This window comes from Bradyrhizobium sp. 186, from assembly GCF_023101685.1.
In the GTDB taxonomy this organism is placed as follows: Bacteria; Pseudomonadota; Alphaproteobacteria; order Rhizobiales; family Xanthobacteraceae; genus Bradyrhizobium.
Genome location: NZ_CP082164.1, coordinates 6,979,357 through 6,996,951, shown reverse-complemented (window position 1 = coordinate 6,996,951; position 17,595 = coordinate 6,979,357). Strand labels below are relative to the sequence as shown.

The 17,595-nt window shown below is 59.6% G+C and carries 15 protein-coding genes and 1 pseudogene; 9 read left to right on the top strand and 7 right to left on the bottom strand.

Features of this window, described 5'->3' with window-relative positions; genetic code table 11:
• The first annotated feature begins 30 nt into the window (after positions 1-30).
• The 5 genes from IVB18_RS33905 to IVB18_RS33885 all read left to right on the top strand — a co-directional run bounded on the left by IVB18_RS33905 (position 31) and on the right by IVB18_RS33885 (position 4,659).
• On the top strand, positions 31-630 hold the full coding sequence (locus tag IVB18_RS33905) for a hypothetical protein (RefSeq protein WP_247984658.1): 600 nt from the start codon (positions 31-33) through the stop codon (positions 628-630).
• Positions 627-1,088, top strand: coding sequence for a DUF3363 domain-containing protein (locus IVB18_RS33900; protein WP_247984657.1), 462 nt, complete (start codon positions 627-629; stop codon positions 1,086-1,088). The genes IVB18_RS33905 and IVB18_RS33900 overlap by 4 nt, the downstream gene beginning before the upstream one ends.
• A gap of 364 nt (positions 1,089-1,452) precedes the next feature.
• The gene (locus IVB18_RS33895) at positions 1,453-2,568 is read left to right on the top strand and encodes a Fic family protein (protein WP_247984656.1); all 1,116 of its coding nucleotides are present in this window, start codon (positions 1,453-1,455) and stop codon (positions 2,566-2,568) included.
• Between the two features lie 258 nt (positions 2,569-2,826).
• Positions 2,827-3,897, top strand: a complete 1,071-nt coding sequence (locus IVB18_RS33890; protein ID WP_247984655.1) for a hypothetical protein — start codon at positions 2,827-2,829, stop codon at positions 3,895-3,897.
• Positions 3,898-4,053: 156 nt separating this feature from the next.
• A complete protein-coding gene (locus IVB18_RS33885; protein WP_247984654.1) occupies positions 4,054-4,659 on the top strand; it encodes a hypothetical protein in 606 nt (201 codons plus the stop codon).
• 219 nt (positions 4,660-4,878) lie between these two features.
• On the opposite strand, the gene IVB18_RS33880 is transcribed toward IVB18_RS33885, so the two are convergent.
• The 7 genes and pseudogenes from IVB18_RS33880 to IVB18_RS33850 all read right to left on the bottom strand — a co-directional run bounded on the left by IVB18_RS33880 (position 4,879) and on the right by IVB18_RS33850 (position 14,109).
• Complete coding sequence (locus IVB18_RS33880) at positions 4,879-6,156, bottom strand: hypothetical protein (RefSeq protein ID WP_247984653.1); 1,278 nt, start codon at positions 6,154-6,156, stop codon at positions 4,879-4,881.
• A gap of 971 nt (positions 6,157-7,127) precedes the next feature.
• Positions 7,128-7,544 carry a hypothetical protein gene (locus IVB18_RS33875; protein ID WP_247984652.1) on the bottom strand — a complete coding sequence of 139 codons (417 nt, stop codon included), beginning with the start codon at positions 7,542-7,544 and terminating at the stop codon, positions 7,128-7,130.
• A gap of 81 nt (positions 7,545-7,625) precedes the next feature.
• A complete protein-coding gene (locus IVB18_RS33870) occupies positions 7,626-7,910 on the bottom strand; it encodes a hypothetical protein (RefSeq protein ID WP_247984651.1) in 285 nt (94 codons plus the stop codon).
• Positions 7,911-8,038: 128 nt separating this feature from the next.
• Entirely contained in the window at positions 8,039-8,959 is a 921-nt protein-coding gene (locus IVB18_RS33865) for an aldo/keto reductase (RefSeq protein ID WP_247984650.1), read from the bottom strand.
• On the bottom strand, positions 8,944-10,209 hold the full coding sequence (locus tag IVB18_RS33860) for an MFS transporter (protein WP_247984649.1): 1,266 nt from the start codon (positions 10,207-10,209) through the stop codon (positions 8,944-8,946). The genes IVB18_RS33865 and IVB18_RS33860 overlap by 16 nt, the downstream gene beginning before the upstream one ends.
• Positions 10,210-10,250: 41 nt before the next feature.
• A complete protein-coding gene (locus IVB18_RS33855) occupies positions 10,251-11,000 on the bottom strand; it encodes an NADPH-dependent F420 reductase (protein ID WP_247984648.1) in 750 nt (249 codons plus the stop codon).
• A 1,913-nt stretch (positions 11,001-12,913) separates the two neighbouring features.
• A pseudogene (locus IVB18_RS33850) lies at positions 12,914-14,109 on the bottom strand (IS256 family transposase).
• A 1,119-nt stretch (positions 14,110-15,228) separates the two neighbouring features.
• On the opposite strand from IVB18_RS33850, the gene IVB18_RS33845 reads away from it, so the two are divergent.
• From IVB18_RS33845 to IVB18_RS33830, 4 genes are read left to right on the top strand one after another with little or no spacing between them, the layout of a single operon-like run.
• Positions 15,229-16,116, top strand: a complete 888-nt coding sequence (locus tag IVB18_RS33845) for a class I SAM-dependent methyltransferase (protein WP_247984647.1) — start codon at positions 15,229-15,231, stop codon at positions 16,114-16,116.
• The gene (locus IVB18_RS33840) at positions 16,113-16,478 is read left to right on the top strand and encodes a hypothetical protein (RefSeq protein WP_247984646.1); all 366 of its coding nucleotides are present in this window, start codon (positions 16,113-16,115) and stop codon (positions 16,476-16,478) included. The genes IVB18_RS33845 and IVB18_RS33840 overlap by 4 nt, the downstream gene beginning before the upstream one ends.
• A 5-nt stretch (positions 16,479-16,483) precedes the next feature.
• Positions 16,484-17,173, top strand: coding sequence for a glycosyltransferase family 2 protein (locus IVB18_RS33835; RefSeq protein ID WP_247984645.1), 690 nt, complete (start codon positions 16,484-16,486; stop codon positions 17,171-17,173).
• Positions 17,170-17,580, top strand: coding sequence for a DUF2304 domain-containing protein (locus tag IVB18_RS33830; RefSeq protein ID WP_247984644.1), 411 nt, complete (start codon positions 17,170-17,172; stop codon positions 17,578-17,580). The genes IVB18_RS33835 and IVB18_RS33830 overlap by 4 nt, the downstream gene beginning before the upstream one ends.
• Positions 17,581-17,595: the final 15 nt, after the last annotated feature.

The window sequence follows — 17,595 nt, the reverse complement described above, 5'->3', positions numbered from 1 at the left end:
TCCGCGGTCTTCCTGAAGGGAGCTCGCGTCATGCGCAGTGTCGACGACGAATTCGAGGTGAAACTCGGGCGGATCGGCAACCGCAGAGCCCGAAGGGCGACGAGCTATCTGCGGCGTGTGCGCCAGGCGACGGAGAAAGCTGGGGCCGGTTCGCATCGCACGTCCAACTTCTCGGGTGGCCGGATAGGTCGCGGATACGCGCAAGGTGCGGTGCTGGCCGGGAGGGGGCGGAGCAAGGGCCAGCGCCGCGTCGTGATCAAGGCGCGCATCGTACGCATCAAGGCGGGCGATGGCGGTGCAACCCGGGCGCATCTGCGCTACGTGCAGCGCGACGGCGTCACGCGGGACGGTGAGCCGGGTGAGCTCTACGATGCCGCCAACGATCGCGCCGACGGCAAGGCCTTCACGGAACGGAGCGAGGGAGATCGCCACCAGTTCCGGTTCATTGTGGCGCCCGAGGATAGCGCGGAACTCTCCGACCTGAAGCCCTTCGTCCGCGACCTGATGCGACAGATGGAGAGTGACCTCGGTACCAGGCTCGACTGGGTCGCAGCTGATCATTTCAACACGGGTATCCCCATAGTCATATCGTCCTCCGCGGAAGGGATGACGAAGGGCAGGACCTCGTGATCGCCCGCGATTATATCTCTCACGGCCTGCGGGCGCGGGCCGCCGATCTGATCACGCGGGAGCTCGGTCCAGAGACGGAGATCGAGGTCACGCGCAAGCTCCAGCAGGAGGTGATGGCCGAGCGGTTCACGCGCCTTGACCGGGCCATCGTGCGCGATGCGCCGGATGGCGCTCTTGAACTCAGCGCGATGCCGGCGAGAGATCCAGTCTGGCAAGCCGCCCGGATGGGGCGGTTACGAGCGCTCGAGCGGATGGGACTTGCGGAAGAGACCGGCCCCGGCCAGTGGCAGATCGATGCCGCCCTCGAGGCAAAGCTCAGGCGCATGGGCGAGCGGGGCGATATCATCAAGACCATGCATCGAGCTTGCCGCGGCTGGACTGTCGCGGGCCCCTGGCGGCTACATGATCTTCGATCCAGGACAGAGCAGCCAGCGGCTGGTCGGGCGTGTCGTCGGTGAAGGGTTTGCGGACGAGCTGAGGGAGCCCCGCGGATGTTCACATCGATAAGAAACGCCTGACCGTTGTCAAAACGCAGAAGGGTCATGTCGCCGTTGGATACGGGAAGAAGGTAATGGTAGCGGTCATGAGTGAAGCTTTCGTTCGATATTTGTTCTAGCGATTGGTCAAATGCTGGCAGTCCTTCGAGTACAGGCGGTATTTCGGCTGTCTGGGATTTACGGGAACAGAGATGGAACCGATTCAGGGTTTTTCTGAGGCAGAGTCTTAGGACTTCCCCACATGGTTGTAGTGTGAGCTATAGGAAGGTTCCATATAGCTCATTATTTCTGCTATCATGAGTTATAGAGAGGAGCGCTATAGCTCATGCCGTGGAACTGGGAGCGGCCGTCTTGGCCGGAATTTACTTATCAATCCAGCGACTTAGAGCCGCTGGAGCGTAAATTTCTGCTGAGTGCCGGCGAGTTTATAGGCGCTTTCAAGCACATCGGCCCCGATGACCGGGAGACCCTAAAAATTGAGTTGATAAGTGACGAGGCCCTCAAAACCTCAGAGATCGAGGGCGAGGTGCTGGACAGGGACAGCGTGGAGTCCTCCCTTCGCCGGCAGTTCGGGCTCGGGAACGATGGCCAACGCATCCTGCCGGCCGAAAACGGCATCGCAGAGATGATGGCCGACCTCTACAAGAATTTTGACACATCCCTCTCTCACGAGACCATGTTGGCCTGGCACAGCATGCTCATGAGTGGGTCTAGGCGCATCCATACGATCGGAGCCTATCGCACCCATCCAGACCCCATGCAGGTCGTGTCGGGTAACATCGGTCATCCGAAGGTTCACTTCGAAGCGCCCCCGTCTTCAAAAATGACGGAGGAGATGGACGCGTTCGTGTCCTGGTTCAACGAAACAGCACCCGGTGGCAAGCATCCGCTTGCGGCATTGACGCGCGCCGGGCTGGCTCATCTTTATTTTGTGAGCATCCACCCATTTGAGGATGGCAACGGCCGTATTGCACGAGCCCTCGCGGAAAAATCGCTCGCGCAAAATCTGGCGCAACCGACCCTGATTGCACTCTCATACACAATTGAGAGATCGAGAAAGGAATACTATGCCGCTCTCGAACGCAACAACAAGGACATGGAAATTGCCGACTGGCTTCTTTATTTCGCGAATACCGTCATCGACGCGCAGGCCAATACGATCAGGCGCGTGAATTTCTATCTCGCCAAGACCAAGTTGTATGAAGCGTTGCGAGACCAGTTCAACGAACGTCAGGAAAAGGCGATTGCCCGGATGTTTCGCGAAGGCATCGATGGCTTCAAGGGCGGCCTTAGCGCGGAAAACTACATCAGCATCACAAAAACTTCCCGGGCAACGGCGACGCGAGATTTGCAGGACCTCGTGAACAAGAGCGCACTCACAAAAACTGGCGAGCTGCGTCATACGAGATATCACTTAAATATTTCAGTCGCAGGCGAATAGCTGGTCGGGCCGCGGATCGGAATGATGGTCGGCAAGCTCGACACAGTCAGCAAAACTGACCTATTGGATCCGTCACCACTCGACCTCTTATGCTGTCAATTGGCTAATCTTGAGATTTAAATTCTCTTCTGCGCTTGCGGCCTTCGACCCACGCACCACATAGCTGCGCGGAGGGGGCTGTACTCGCCAGAATACTCCCCGCGTTTCACGTCGATCCAACGGTCGCCCACAAGGTGGCCGCTCATAGGAGTTCGCGCGTTGCCATACGAGATTGATTTCTTGCGTGCCGGCGACAGTAACGGCGATGCCATCGTCGTCAAATGGGGCGAGTCCAAATACGCCGATTTCTACCTCAATGTCGTGGATGGCGGTTTCACCGACACTGGCGACCAAATTATCGCTCACATCGAGCAGTATCATTCGAACCGAGCAGTCATCGCCAACGTTGTTCTGACACACGCCGACAATGACCACGCCACAGGTCTCATCAAGCTCTTGGAGCATCCATATTTCACGATCCAAACCCTTTGGATGAACCGTCCATGGGATTACTTTGACGAGGTACTGGATAAATTCCACGGTCTTTATACTCGCGAAGGCCTAATCAGGAAGATGCGCGAAATGCATCCGTATCTGGTCGAGATGGAAAAGATCGCCGAGCGGCGCGGCATCGCTATCCGCGCGCCGTTGCAGGGAGCTCAAATCGGCGCCTTTACAGTTTTGGCGCCGAGCCGCGCACGATACGTCGCCCTAATCCCTGATCTCGAAAAGACTCCGCCATCCTACGCTAGCGACTCGGCATCGACACTCGGCGGCATCTTCGGGTCCGCCCTAAAGAATATCGTGGAGAAGATCAAAGAACGCCTGGACCTCGAGACGCTAGACAACAACCCGCCAGCCACGTCTGCATCAAACGAGTCCTCGGTGATCCAGATGGGCACGTTCGGCACTGAGCGCGTCGTGCTCACAGGCGATGTCGGCCCCGAGGGACTAGACGAAGCCGCCCGCTACGCCGAGAGCATCTATCTCCAAATCCAACCGAATCTGATTCAAATCCCCCATCACGGAAGCCGCCGCAATGTCACGTCTGCGGTCCTCAACCGTTGGCTCGGTTCGTATCCTTCATCACGCCGTGGCGACGCAATCGCGTCGGTTGGTAAGGATGAGTCTCGGTCTCCGCGCGCGAAGGTTGCCAACGCCTTTGTTCGACGGGGCTTTGATGTCTACAAGACCAACACGGGCTGGGTAAACTTCCACAGCGGTTATGATCGCAGGTCGAATATGGGATACGCGACAACCGTTCCCTTTTCGCCAGACGTCGAGGACTAACCGCTGCCTAAGTTCGATAAGTACACGCTCTTCGCGCGGCTGTTCCCTGCCATCATCGCAGCGGCACCAGCGATCGCTTTTGCTTGGGTCGCCGTATCGGGAAAATCTCTGAGCGTCACGCATGCAATAGCCGGAACTGCGCTCACAGTCCTCCTTATGGTTTTTGCCGACGTTGCCCGGCGCCAGGGCAAGCGCATCGAACCAAAATTGATCGACCGTATGGGAGGCCTTCCCAGCATCACCATGCTTCGGCATCAAGATACGACCATCGACGCGCCGACGAAGGCGAGGATGCACGCGATCATTTCTGCAAAGCTGTCTGAGCAAGCGCCCACCGCCACCCAGGAGCAGGCCGATCCCGCTGCGGCTGACGGTTACTACACGCGTGCAGGAACGTGGCTGCGCGAGAATACACGCGATAAGAAGAAATTCGATATCCTGTTCAATGAGAATGTCACCTACGGCTACCGGCGCAATCTATATGCACTCAAATGGCCGGCATTGACTCTAAACGCTGCGATCGTGATCGGCTGCGCCCTCGCATATTGGTACGCGCTGCCGGAGAAATATTCGCTTGATCTCATCCCTGTTTTCGTGATTGCCGTTCTTCATGCTGCATATCTCGCCGTGTTCTCTTCCGAGGATGCCGTTCGCGAGGCTTCCCGCACCTATGCACGCCAACTTCTCCTGAGTACCGAGTCGCCGCATTTGGGTGCCGTAAAAGCACCCGCAAAATCGGGTGCAAAGAAAAAACCCGCCTGAAAACGAGGTTCTACCCTCAGATCGCTAGCGAAGCGGCATACTGGCAACGGACCTCGTGGTTCGCAAAACTGAGGGCCAATACGCACGTTCCAGCCCGAAAGTGCATTTTGAGACGCCTCCTTCCTCACAGGTCAAAGAGGAGATGGACGCCTTCGTATCTTGGTTCAATGAGGCCGCACCGGGTGAAAGCAGCCCACTTTCCCCCGTTGGTTCGTGCCTTCAGGAGTTCGGAATTCGCTCGCAAGATGGAAACTGGCGCATGTGGCGGCCGCCCATATAACACTCGTAATTACCTTCAAATTTCAGCAGGGCGAAGATAAGCCGTGCGTTGATTTCCCGCACGATCACGATGAGGTCCCATAGGGTCTTCCTATCGGTCGCGATGCCGCGATGCACGATATCGTTTCGGGTCGTCACCAGTCGCCGCAGCATTTTATTTGTGATGTCGGTCTTGCTGACGCCCCAGAGGTCGAAGAGCGCTCTGATATTTTGTACTAGCGATTGGCGATTTAATCCTTCCAGCCGAACTTTCAGGGCCTGTTTGACATCATCGGACAGGTAAGCGCTTTGCTCTAGGAGGGCTTCAATCTCGCTTCTGAGCTTTTCAAAATCAGGCGCGGCGATAAGCTGCCGTGACTGTTCGGGGAGATGATGCGAAGCCAAATGTTCAAGGGCGGTCATGCCGCTTAGGAAACGCACTTCATCGTGCGTTGTTTCGACGTGCAACCAGCCGATCGCGTTGGCTAGCGCGTCGCGATTATGTCGAGCAGCGTCGAAATTAGCGGCGACGGAATAGAAGAACGGCTGCAAATTCAGGAAGTGCTGCACCGGCAGCTCAGAAGTCCCACTACTGCCTGTGCGACAGAAAGTCACCGTAAGGGTGTCATTTACCCAATACTCCACGATGGGCGAACTAAGGTGTCCGCCGTTTGCAAAGGACAGAGCCATCCTGAGATGCAGAAGGAGGTCATTGGCCTCGCCGTGCCAGTTAGCAGGCAACTCACCTTCTGGTGCTCGAACTGTAAGATGACCTGTTATTGCATAGGGACCGGAGACTTCCGTCATTCCGCGTGCGTAGACTTTTCCCAAGCGCGTCGTGCCATTGAGCCCAGGGCCAAAGCTGCGAATGCCGCGGAGGCGGAATTGCAGAGTCGGTGGCGACGGCTGGGAGGCCTGAATGCGAAGCTCGGCTTCGTAAGCCTCAAGCGAAATCTCGAGGATGCCGCTCTTGTGGCTGTAGCCGGCCAGAAAAACGCGCTCTGACTTTAGCTGCTTTCCGCTTTCGCTCGAACACTCGAGCCCGAATTCCGCGATTTCAGTCCCCGACTTTCCGAGCGTTTGCATCAGCTTTAGGAGGGCTGACTGTTGTCCTTCAAATAGCAGAGGCTCCACGTCAAACTTCAGTTCGCCGGATGAATCTGCGGAGACAGTCGTAGTCAGCGGAATACGCGCGTCTTGAAGAAGAATATGACCTTGATATCGTTCCGGGCTGAGCATGGCCGTTGAATTGTACCCCAAACATTCCCCACACCTCAAAAAGCTTATGTATCGCCTTGAAGCTGGAAGCGCAAAAGTTTACAGGGCCAGAGCCCTACCGACTCCAGAGCCCCGCAAACAATCGGAGCGGTAGAGAGAAGCCGCATCCTGGCCAAAGACCTTTTCAAGTAGGTTTCCGGCTGCTCGGCGGCTTTAGCTTCTCTTCGCGATCCGAAGATGTGAATTCGCCGCCAAAACCCCTGTCTGAAAAGAAGATCACTCGTTAGCGACGTTGAGACGCTGTCCGTTGGAGCTCCCTTCAGGAGCTAATCCGTCGGCCATCCGGTGCATGCCGATTCCTCGCTCGGCTTGTTGTTGAGAGCGTAGCTAATGAAGGTGAACGCTTCTTGATTGCACCGCGAGTTCTTTAGCTGCCCAACGATTTCGTCGCGGGCTCTGGAGGAGAGCTGTCAGCCCAGCGGAAGCTGAATCTTGGATGGCGATAGACTGAACGTTATTTGCTTGACCACCATACATCCTAGTCTGCACCTAAACTCGTTGTTCACCTCCGTAACCCGTTGAAATCACAGAAAATGCGACCGCCCTCCGAGCGTACCAAAGGCAATAAGTCATTGATACGAAAATATTTTCGCGATTTCTCTACTCCCACATTGTTACTCAGAGCTCAGAGCCAATGTTAGACTTCGTTCCACGCAAACCTTCACTGTTTGATCTCGCGCGTCTTCCAGCATTTTGCTCCTGTCGTGTCGCGCCTTTATTTGAATCAAGACCCCGCAAAGCAAAACCATTGTTTGCTTACGAGAGGGCAGTAGCGTAGCCCAGCGTAGAAATCGGCCGGCTCGTACTCTCATCCGTGACCACTACACGGTCTCCCGAACAGCGTTCCCATCAAACGAGGGTGCCGTCGGCACATTGCCCGACCACGTCCTTGAGCACGCGCGCTGCCTCATGCCGATGTCGTTCAATGGCAGCTAAGTCGGCATCGTATGGCGGTTACGGCCATGGAAGGTGCCGAGATCGGACGGGTTGAGTTGTCCCGATCTCCAACGCTCTTCGGGTAATGGGTCACTCAACTGGGAGCACGCTTGACGTTCGATCCGGCGCTCAGTCCGCCGCGGCCTTGATCGCGGTTTCAAAGGTCTTTGCCTCGAAGGCCGGCATACTTTGGATCCGTCCCAGACCCTGGGTGGAGTACCAGACGGAAAACGCAAGGACCGCCTCAGGATTCGGGCATCGACGATGTCGACAAAATCGTAATAGCCTTGCGTGTAGTGGATCGACTCGATCTTGATGCCCAGTTTGTCGAGCTTTGCCTTGGCCTTGCCGACCCGCTCCGACTGCTTGTTTGCCCATTCCGAGTTCAGATTTCCGAGCAGCACATATTTCATGGCTACCTCCACATTCTGAGCGAAGGACCCTGCGACTATACGCCTTTGGCGACCCGCGCACAGCCATTTATGGCGGCCGAATCAGGATTGCGAGAGGTAGCGTGGCAGCTCGCGCTCGAACTCGGGAAAGTAGCGGGAGATCACAGTGATGTCGAAACGCTGCAGGATCGACTCCTGGGGCTCGCGATCAAGCAGGAATTGGAACGCCGCTTCGATGCAAAGTTCCGGAGTCTGCGTGCCCATCGTCAGTCGTTCGCACGTGTCTCTTGCCATCGTGACGTGATGGCGAGTCTCGCCGTTTCCCACACGGACGATGACCTCGAATTCGAGGGGATCGCCTTCGCCGGCTCTCTCGACCTTGATCACAGCCTGCCCTTCACCGTAGTCGGTTCAATTCGGTTATCGTGGTAGATTCATCCTAACACGTGGGCCGACGGTTCATAGAAAGTTGCCGAGGCTCGCTACAAGTCTAGCGAGTGCCCCTCGGATGGATGTCAAAGCGCTTCGACGAACTCGACCATTCGATGACGTTGATCGAGATCGGGCAACGGGCCGCGCATCGCGGCGGCATTATCCGCCATGTGGCGGGCATCGCCGGTCCCCGGGATCACCGCGGTCACACGCGGGTCGCCGAGCAAATATTTCAGGAAAAACTGTCCCCAGGAGTTCGCGAACACCCGTGCCCAGTCCGGCAATTCCTTGCCGTGCACTGCCCGGAACAATCTGCCGTTGCCGTAGGGCAAAGCGGTCAGCACGCCGGCTCTGATCTCGGCGGCCAGTGGAAGGATGGTTTTCTCAGCCCCGCGGTTATCGAGTGAATAGTCGATCTGGACGAAATCGGGTTTCTCCCGTTCCAGCACCGCCTCGACCACGGGATAGTCGCGGTGGAATGTCGAAGTGATGCCGACATAGCGGCACACGCCTTGCTTCTTCCAATCCTTGAAGCGTTGAAGAGATTGCTGCTTGTTTCTGACGTTGTGGAGCTGCAGCAGATCGACGCTTGCAGTTTTCAGTCGGGTCAATGATCGCTTGAGTTCCTGGGAGTCGGGCGACTCGAGCTTGGTGGCGATGAAGAGCTTTTCGCGCAAGCCGGCAGTTGCGGTGACCTCACCCAGTACGCTTTCGGCATCGCCGTAGGTTGATGCGGTGTCGATTAGCCGTCCGCCATTATTGACCAAAGCCTGTATGACTGCATCGGCCTTGCTCCGCGTCGCTTCGTTATTCTCATCGAAAACATAGGCGGTGCCAAGGCCAACAGCGGGAATGCGCTCGCCGCTGCCGGGAATCGGACGGGTGAGAAGCGGAGACGCGGTTTGGGCAACGGCTTGGGTCGATAGCAGAAATCCGCCGGCGACTGCCGCAAAGTCGCGGCGGGTTATTTGGCGAGTTATTCGCGGAGTCATTCGGATTGCCATTCCGGCTCTCCTTGATCATCTGCTTTTGTCGCAAGGCCTTCCTGCGTTCGCCCCAGCGCGGTTGAGAGAAAGAGCCATCCCGCCACGACCGGCAGTGCACACAGCGCGATGGCGCCAAGCTTCAATCCCAACGCCTGCAGGCTGTCGTAGACCCAGCCATACAACGCGTCTGAGCCGCGATAGATCACCACATCGATCAGGTTTTTGGCCTTATATTTCTCCTCGCGCCCAACCACCGTGAAGAACACCTGGCGTGCCGGATTGGCGATTGCGAAGTTCATCCAGCGTTGCGCGACCTGGAGTGTCACCACCACGGACAGGCTCGGCGCGATCGCCAGCGCTGCGAAGCCCACGACATAAATAGCGGGCAAAGCTGCGGCCGCGATGCCGGTGCCGAAGCGCTTGAGGAATGTGGCGGTGGCAATTACCTGTGTCGCCAGGCTCAGCAGGCCCACCGCGAGATCGATACCAGCGAACAGACGCGTTTGCGCTGCCGCGCTATGGAACGTCGCCGAAACGATGTTGGCCTGCGCGAAATAGGCAATCGTCGCGCCGAACGAGAGCAGGCTGACCCAGCCGGCCACGCCCAGCAGGTAAGGCGAGCGCATCAATTCGGACAATCCTGCGAACGCGCTGCCGCCAATGCGCTGAGCTCGAGCATCTACTTCCGTCGGCGGATCCGTCACGCGTTCAATTCGATGCACGCAGAGCACAGCGAATTCGAGGAAGACAGCGGTCACGATCAGCAGGTTGACCGGACCGAGCGGCCCCGACAGCCAGATTGTGATCACGGGACCGAGAAGCGCGCCAGCCGTTCCCCCAGCGCCGATGAACCCGAACAGCCGCTTGCCCTGCTCTGACGTAAACAGATCAGCCATGAACGACCAGAAAACCGCGACCGCGAACAAATTGAAGACGCTGACCCAGACGAAAAACGCGCGCGCCACGATCACTTTTTCAAAGTCGAAAATCAGCAACAGCCAAAACAGAACCAGGTTGGCGACGAAGACGTGGTAGACAACGGGAATAAACCTGACCCGTGGCAGCCTCGCTACCAGCGCGCCGTAGAGCGGCTGTGCGATGAGCAGGCTGACAAACGTAGCCGTGAACAGCCAGGGCAGGTTTTTGGTTCCGCCTGCAATGCCCATCTGATCGCGCAGCGGACGCAGCACGTAATAGCCAGCGAGCAGGGTGAAGAAATACGCGAACGACCACAGCGCTGCCCCCCGTTCTTGCGCGGTACCGGGCATCGTGCGCTGCAACCAGCCCCCGAGAGCTGCTGAGGGAGCCATCATGGTGCCAGCGACAGCTTCTGCCTGAGCTCCGCGGCGCTCACATTCTGGCCATATCCCGGAGCGCCGCGCTGGAAGCGGCTCGCATCGGCCAGTTTGCCGACTTCCACCGGGTCAAACCCGGCATCACGCACCAGTCGCGCCGCGACCTCGACTGCTTCCTGATCATCGCCGGCAATCGGGACCGCGAGCCTCGGGGCAGGACGGTTCGCTTCGCGTTCGAAGGTCATGTAGCTGAGCGTGTTGAAGGCGCGCACCAGCCGCGCGCCGGGCAGATATTTCTGCGAAGTAACTCCAATGCCATTGCGCTCAACCTCCTCGGCAATGGCGCCGTCGCGGCTGGCCACAGCATTATTGGCGTCGAGCACGATCTTCCCCGCCAACGATTTGCTGTAATCTCTGCCGATCTGCGGCACTGCGCCGTAAGGCACGGCGATGAAGACAACGTCGCCAAACGCAATCGCCTGATCGACGGTGCCGGCCTGTGCAAGGGGGCCAAGGCGTGCAACAAGATCCTGCAATTCCTCCGGATGGCGTGATGAGAAGAAAACCGCATGGCCGGCCTTGGTCCAGAGGCCACCGATCGTGCTGCCGATATGGCCTGCGCCGATAACTCCGATTTTCATCTTGGGAGCTGAGGTCGTCTGACCCGATGCGGTCGTCGGCAGAAGAATCCCTTGGATGATCAGCGCTCCTGCAGCCCCCAATAGCGCACGGCGACGGAGATCAATAGGGAGATGCTCGACCATTGGCACACCAATTGCGGATTTCAGGACTAATTCTTGTCGCGCTTTCCAGCATTAAGTCTGTCATTGCATCATGAGTATTATAACGCGCAGAGCGCCGTAAATGGCCGCTCGAAATAGCGCTCGCACAGAGTTGATCCCTTGTTCCAAACGGCGGCACGCGCGCAAAGCGTTGGCTGAGGTAGCGAAAGGATTCCATGGTGCCCACGCGAGAGCTGCTACCGTTCTCTAGCGGTCAGGAGATCTATTGGGTGCAGCGGACGGAGCGGTGTTATCAGAGGGAATAGTCGGTACGTCGTCTTTCACGCTACACTGTTCGACATAACGATCTTCAGTCAAACCGCGTTTCATCATCGCCTCCTTATCAGCTCTCCATTCGTCTTCGCACTCCTCCTCAATATTCTTGTGTGGTGCGGAACTGGCAGCCGGGGCGGCGGCGGTAGCGCTTGACTTGGCAGTCTCCGCAAATGCGGTGACATGTAGGATTGTTATCCCAGCAAGCGCAACGCACACCAAACAAGGGTGCTTTTTCATGCTTGGACTCCTGTTGGCATAGCTTGCATCGCGAAAAGACCACTAAACGCGTGGTCGTGCGTGCAGCCGCTCCTTCGTGCCCCCACAAACGAATGCGAATCTCTCGTGCGCGTTCCTGCCGCGTGAGCCTTGATAAGAGTTTGGGGCTGGTCGGGGCCGGTCGGCTTTATCCTCGACATCCGCGCCCGTGAGCGCGCGGATCAGGTAATCGAGGCAGCAGCGATAGGGTCTTCTCGAGCATCGGTATTTCCAGCTTGTCCAGTTGCGCTGCTCGCGCCAAATCCCGGAATCGGCTCGGTGGCGGGATAGAAGCCGTGGTCCGGCCCCATGGAGACGTGTCATATGGCACAGCGGCGCGGAGGCCAGCCGGCCTGCACGCCGCCGAAATAGGTTAGCCAGCTTCTCGATGAGGATCCTTCGGGTCTCGGCGGCGGGTGAGGGTAGGCAAGCCCGATCAAGGCGCGGTCTTGATAAATCGCCCGATGGTCGGGGGAGGAAAGGATCACGCCCAATACTCGGGGGTCACCACAACAAGACACTCGCAGAGGAAGCAATTTTCGGCGACGAATATCTCACTGCGATTGTGCTAGGCGCTTTAGCAGCCGGTGCTGGAATGGCGGTCTATTCGACGAGAGGCTAATCGGACTTTTGCCCACAACCATGGGCAGCGTGAGTCACCGCGTTCTTTGCTCCGCGTCAGGCGTTCTATAGTGCCATGGGTCACGCCGGCTCAAAGGTGTGGGTGAGCCTACTGAGACCAGCTGAGCAACCGGATTTACCGCCCCGCTATTGACTCCATTTGGCTGTGGCGTAGCGTGATCAGTGAACCGCGAGCGGGCTTCCTACGCCAGCAGAGCCAGAGCGGGTCGCTTCCGCCAGCGCCAGTCAAAGCAGGCCGGTTCACGCGTATGGTGCACCAAAACGGCGCTGGCAACAGCGCCGTTCTTATGGGAGTCCCCAGCAACATACTACCTTCGTCGCCCCCAGGATGCTGCGGCAGGGCGCGCGATCGGCAATCGCGCCCTGCGTCATATCCGCAATATTGAACTCAGCGGCGTCGAAGTTGCCAGCGTGACAGCTGATGCGCGGCCCTCGTTCTGGCCTGGCGACGTCAGTGGCGTCGATCTCCTGGACATCAAATTTCCCCGCGGCCTGTGTCCTTAATGACGTGTCCGATTTCCGAACGCATTCGAACCGCGGTTTCAGCGATATCTCAATCGACAGCGCGGTTTCGCATCTGCAGATCTGAGTGCGTACTTTCGTTGTTCAGCAGTTGTGCATCCCAGCTTGCTGCACTGCATCGGGCGGCCACCTCGATCGTGTCCCGTGGCGTGGTGTAGCTGGCGGCGGGTCACCGCGTTCGCCGGCAAGGGCCGGGCCGGTCAGCTGGCGATAGCCGGAAGGCTGACGATCGGATCATCGCTCAATGGCGCGATGGTTTCCAGCGTCATGTAGCGGGCACGCTGGACGGCCCACTCATCGTTTTGCTCGAGCAGGATCGCGCCTATGAGGCGAACGATCGCATCCTCGTTGGGGAAGATGCCGACCACTTCGGTGCGCCGCTTGATCTCGCCGTTGAGGCGCTCGATCGGGTTGGTGGAGTGCAGCTTGGTCCGATGCTGCGGCGGGAAGGTCATGTAGGCGAGCACGTCGGTCTCGGCCTCGTCGAGGAAGCCAGCAAGCTTCGGCAGCTTGGGACGGAGCTGATCCGCGACCTTGCGCCACTGCGTTCGCGCGGCCTCCGCATCATCCTGAGCAAACGCGGTGGCGATGAAGGCGGAGACGACGCGCCGCCCGCTCTTGCCGGCATGCGCCAGCGCGTTGCGCATAAAGTGGACGCGGCACCGCTGCCAGCTGGCGTTGAGGACCTTGGCTACGGTAGCCTTGATGCCCTCGTGGGCGTCGGACACGACCAGCTTGACGCCGCGCAGGCCGCGGCGGGCGAGCTTGCGCAGGAACGCCGTCCAGAAGGTCTCAGCCTCGGACGGCCCAATGTCCATGCCAAGAACCTCGCGCCGGCCGTCGCTGTTGACGCCGACCGCGACGATCACCGCGACTGATACGATGCGGCCATTCTGGCGCACCTTCACGTAAGTGGCGTCGATCCACAGATACGGCCAGTCGCCCTCGATCGGACGGGCGAGGAAGGCCTTCACCTTGTCGATCTCGCCACACAGCCGGCTGACCTGGCTCTTGGAGATGCCGGTCATGCCCATCGCCTGCACCAGATCGTCCACCGAACGGGTCGAGACGCCCTGCACATAAGCTTCCTGCACCACGGCGGTGAGCGCCTTCTCGGCCATGCGGCGCGGCTCCAGGAAGCCCGGGAAGTAGGAGCCTTTGCGCAGCTTTGGGATGCGCAGTTCGACCGCGCCGGCGCGGGTCTCCCAGATCCGCTCCCGGTAACCGTTGCGCTGGGCCAGGCGCTCGGGGCTCTTCTCGCCGTAGCTCGCCCCGGTCTGGCCCTCGACTTCCAGCTCCATCAGACGCTGGGCGGCAAAGCCGATCATCTCGCGCAGCAGATCGGCGTCGGGGTCTTCTCTACGAGTGAGCGCAGGTTCATCATGTCGTCGGTCATCGGTGGTTCCTCGGTTGCGTTGGCGTGTCGCAACCCGATCCTACCGGAGAACTGCCGGTGACCACCGCAAAGCCGCCCGCCCGCTACGGCGCTATTGGGGGCGCGCGTCCGGGCGGCTTTGCTCTACCGAGCACCACCACCACCGGGGACACGACCATCAATGTGCCGGCTACCTACGTTCCCCCGACCGTTTTCCGCTGAGTTTATGGTGTCCGTGGCTTAACGGAAAACGCGGATGCCGAGGCTTCAATTCGACCCGAATACGCCGTCGCCTTCGAGAGAGGGGCCGGTACACACGCCCTTTCTCAACTGTAGCACCCGGGTTGCGCGTAGCTCATCCATGGAGCCGCGCTGCGCAAGCAACAACACCATTTTACCGGGCCCCAATTTTTTCACAGTTCCAAGTATCCAATGGATCCGCACTGGGGGTCAGAGCATGGGGGACATCACCATGGCTGACAGCGAAAGATGGAAAGAGCGAAGGGATCTGGTAGCTCGCTATCGAGTGTTGGAGCAGGAGACCACCGACCCGCTCGCGGCGCGTTTGCTCCGTGATATCATTTCCGAATTGGAAGCCGATCTAAGAGAGGTCGCCGAGATAGACGGGCAAGGGATACCTACGCGCGATTGCGCGCGAGGGCCCGGCGTGATCGAATTCTACGGGCGTACAGTGTCATGCTTGGTTCGGAGCCTGTCTGAGTACGGCGCCGCATTGGATGTGATTAGCCCTCGCGGAATTCCGGATCGTTTTACGTTAGCGCTTCCGTTGGAAGGGGCAACCCATCGCTGCCGCCTCATATGGCGGAGGGAGATAGAGATCGGGGTGACATTCCAACGGAATGACCTTCGCTGATGTGAGTCCTTGGCGCGAGTGGCTTGACCTCAGCCTCGGCCCTCGCGCATGCGGACGTAACGTAAGGCGTGATCTCGCGCGTCCGACGGCACGGTGGAATTGCAGGGACATCAGCAGTCGGTCACCCGTCATCTTTCATCAAACTCTCCGCCGCGACGGCCAGCCAGGCAGGCTGCGACCCCGTGGCCGTTCGCCGAGCGGAACAGTTCGGCATCGGAGGCGTTTTTTCGCAGTGAAGAAACGCGATTCGTGGGACGCATGTGCTGATGCGAAACGACCGAACTGCGCTTACGCTTAAGTGTCCCGCGTGCGATCGGGCGACGCTGCATCGGTTTCTTTACATCAAAAACGGTTGCGACATCTTTCAATGTCATGACTGCGGACTGGGACGCACCGAGGCATCGAGCTTCGATCCCCTCGCCTATTATGACGATGGCTACTTTTCTGGCCGTCAGTCCGACGGCTATGCCGACTATCGCGGCGCCGAACCCGTGCTACGGCGCGAGTTCGCCCGCACGGTCGAGTTCATCCAGCGCCGCAAGCCACAGGGCTGCCTGCTCGAGATCGGTTGCGCCTACGGCTTCTTTCTCGATGAAGCCCGCCGCGCCGGATTTGAGGTGAGCGGCATCGAGCCGGCGGAGGCGGCTGCTGCCCATGCTGGCGATCTCGGCTTGAACGTCGTCTGCGGCTTGCTGAGCGACGCGACTCTCAAGTCGCTTGGCACCCTGGATGTCATCGTCCTCCTCGACGTCATCGAGCATCTGCCCGACCCGCAGGAAGCCCTCGCGCTGTTCGCGGACCATCTCCGGCCGGACGGAATCATCGTGCTGACGACCGGAGACTTCGGTTCTCTGGCGGCGCGGTCGACCGGGGAGCACTGGCGCCTGATGACGCCTCCGCAGCACCTGTGGTTCTTCAACCGCGACAGCATCGCCTCTTTGGCCCATTCGGTCGGCCTTCGCATCGAGAGTTCCAATCACCCTTGGAAATTCGTGCCGTTCTCACTGATCGCCTTCCAGGTCGGTCGCATGCTCGGCCGCAAGATCGCGGCCAGCCCGACCGGCAACCGGTTCGCCATTCCGGTGAACCTGTTCGACGCGATGCGCGTGGTCTTGAGCAAGGAGCCCCCATGTCCGGACAAGCGCCTCCCATGACAAAGCGCCTCAACCTCGGCCAGATTGCCTTGCTCATCACCTACGCGGCCGGCATGGCGGCGGGCCAGCTCTTGTTCAAGGCCGCCCTGCGCCTCGGCGACGGCTATCCCTTACCCACGCGTGCGCTGCTGCTGTTGCGGAACGCGCCGTTTATCGGCGCCATCGTGCTCTATGCAGCCCTGTCCGTCCTGTGGGTCTGGCTTTTGACGTTCACGCCGCTGTCGCGCGCGTATCCGTTCGTGGCGGTCGCGTTTGCGCTGACGCCCGTCCTCGGCGCGCTGGTGTTCGCTGAGCCGTTGTCGGCGCGTCTCCTGGCAGGAATCGCAGTGATCGCCTGCGGTCATGTGCTTGTTGTGGGTTAATGAGAATGACCGGCCGGATTCGCAATCCCTGGGTCGTTGTCCCGGCGTACAATGAAGCGCCGGTGGTCGGCAGCGTCGTGTCCGGCATTCGCCGCGCCGGTTACCCGGTCGTCGTGGTCGATGACGGCTCCGCCGACCGCACCAGCGAGGTCGCGTTGCTCGCAGACGCGGTCGTCCTTCGGCATCCGATCAACCTCGGCCAGGGCGCCGCGCTGCAGACCGGCATCGACTACGTCCTGGAGCAGCGTGCGGATGCGCTCGTCACGTTCGACGCCGACGGCCAGCATTCCCCCGCGGCCATCGCGGCGCTGCTGGCAGCGATCGAGCAGCCCGGCATCGATTTCGCGCTCGGCAGCCGCTTTCTCACCGGCGCGACCGCCAATCTGCCGGTGTCGCGCCGCATCCTGCTCAGTGCCGCGATCTGGTTCACGCGCGCGAGCACCGGACTGCCGGTCACCGATACCCACAATGGCCTTCGGGCGATGACCGCGCGCGGCGCCCGCGCGATCTTCTTGCGACAGAACCGAATGGCGCACGCGTCCGAGATCCTGCACCAGATCGCCCAGAGCTGCCTGCGATTTGTCGAGGTGCCGGTGAACATCGAGTACAGCGCCTATTCGCTGGGCAAGGGTCAACGCATCACCGATGCGATGACCATCCTGATCGATCTGTTTGCGCGGAGGCTCTACCGATGATCGCGCAGCTGTTGCTGACGGCCTTTCTGGCGTTGGTTTTGGTCTACGCCTGGTCGGTGCACCGGACGGTGCCGATCATCGGCCTGCTCGCGAGCGGCGCTGCGCTCGCCGGCCTCTACTTCGTCTGGGTACCGGAGCATGCCAACGCGCTTGCGGCCTTCGCGGGAATCGGCCGCGGCTCCGACCTCATCGTCTACACCTGGGTCGTGATCAGCCTGCTGATCATGCTCAACTTGCATCTCAAGCTGCGGCTCCAGCTCGACATGATCACGCGGCTTGCGCGCGCCGTGGCGATCGATCGCGCCAAGGAGAGCCGGCGTGAGGCAGACCCCTCGCGAAAACGTCGCCCGGTCACGTTGGGCCAAAAGGCCCAGGCGCCCCCGATCGAATTGCAGGCGAAGAAGTAGATGCCATTGCCAAGT

Bases quoted from the DNA above. Each gene is read 5' to 3' on its own strand.
- IVB18_RS33860 (WP_247984649.1), bottom strand. From the start codon at position 10,209: ATGCCCGGTACCGCGCAAGAACGGGGGGCAGCGCTGTGGTCGTTCGCG.
- IVB18_RS33905 (WP_247984658.1), top strand. From the start codon at position 31: ATGCGCAGTGTCGACGACGAATTCGAGGTGAAACTCGGGCGGATCGGC.
- IVB18_RS33895 (WP_247984656.1), top strand. From the start codon at position 1,453: ATGCCGTGGAACTGGGAGCGGCCGTCTTGGCCGGAATTTACTTATCAA.
- IVB18_RS33845 (WP_247984647.1), top strand. From the start codon at position 15,229: ATGCGAAACGACCGAACTGCGCTTACGCTTAAGTGTCCCGCGTGCGAT.
- IVB18_RS33835 (WP_247984645.1), top strand. From the start codon at position 16,484: ATGACCGGCCGGATTCGCAATCCCTGGGTCGTTGTCCCGGCGTACAAT.
- IVB18_RS33830 (WP_247984644.1), top strand. From the start codon at position 17,170: ATGATCGCGCAGCTGTTGCTGACGGCCTTTCTGGCGTTGGTTTTGGTC.
- IVB18_RS33880 (WP_247984653.1), bottom strand. From the start codon at position 6,156: ATGCTCAGCCCGGAACGATATCAAGGTCATATTCTTCTTCAAGACGCG.
- IVB18_RS33865 (WP_247984650.1), bottom strand. From the start codon at position 8,959: ATGGCAATCCGAATGACTCCGCGAATAACTCGCCAAATAACCCGCCGC.
- IVB18_RS33885 (WP_247984654.1), top strand. From the start codon at position 4,054: ATGGTTTTTGCCGACGTTGCCCGGCGCCAGGGCAAGCGCATCGAACCA.
- IVB18_RS33875 (WP_247984652.1), bottom strand. From the start codon at position 7,544: ATGAAATATGTGCTGCTCGGAAATCTGAACTCGGAATGGGCAAACAAG.
- IVB18_RS33840 (WP_247984646.1), top strand. From the start codon at position 16,113: ATGACAAAGCGCCTCAACCTCGGCCAGATTGCCTTGCTCATCACCTAC.
- IVB18_RS33855 (WP_247984648.1), bottom strand. From the start codon at position 11,000: ATGGTCGAGCATCTCCCTATTGATCTCCGTCGCCGTGCGCTATTGGGG.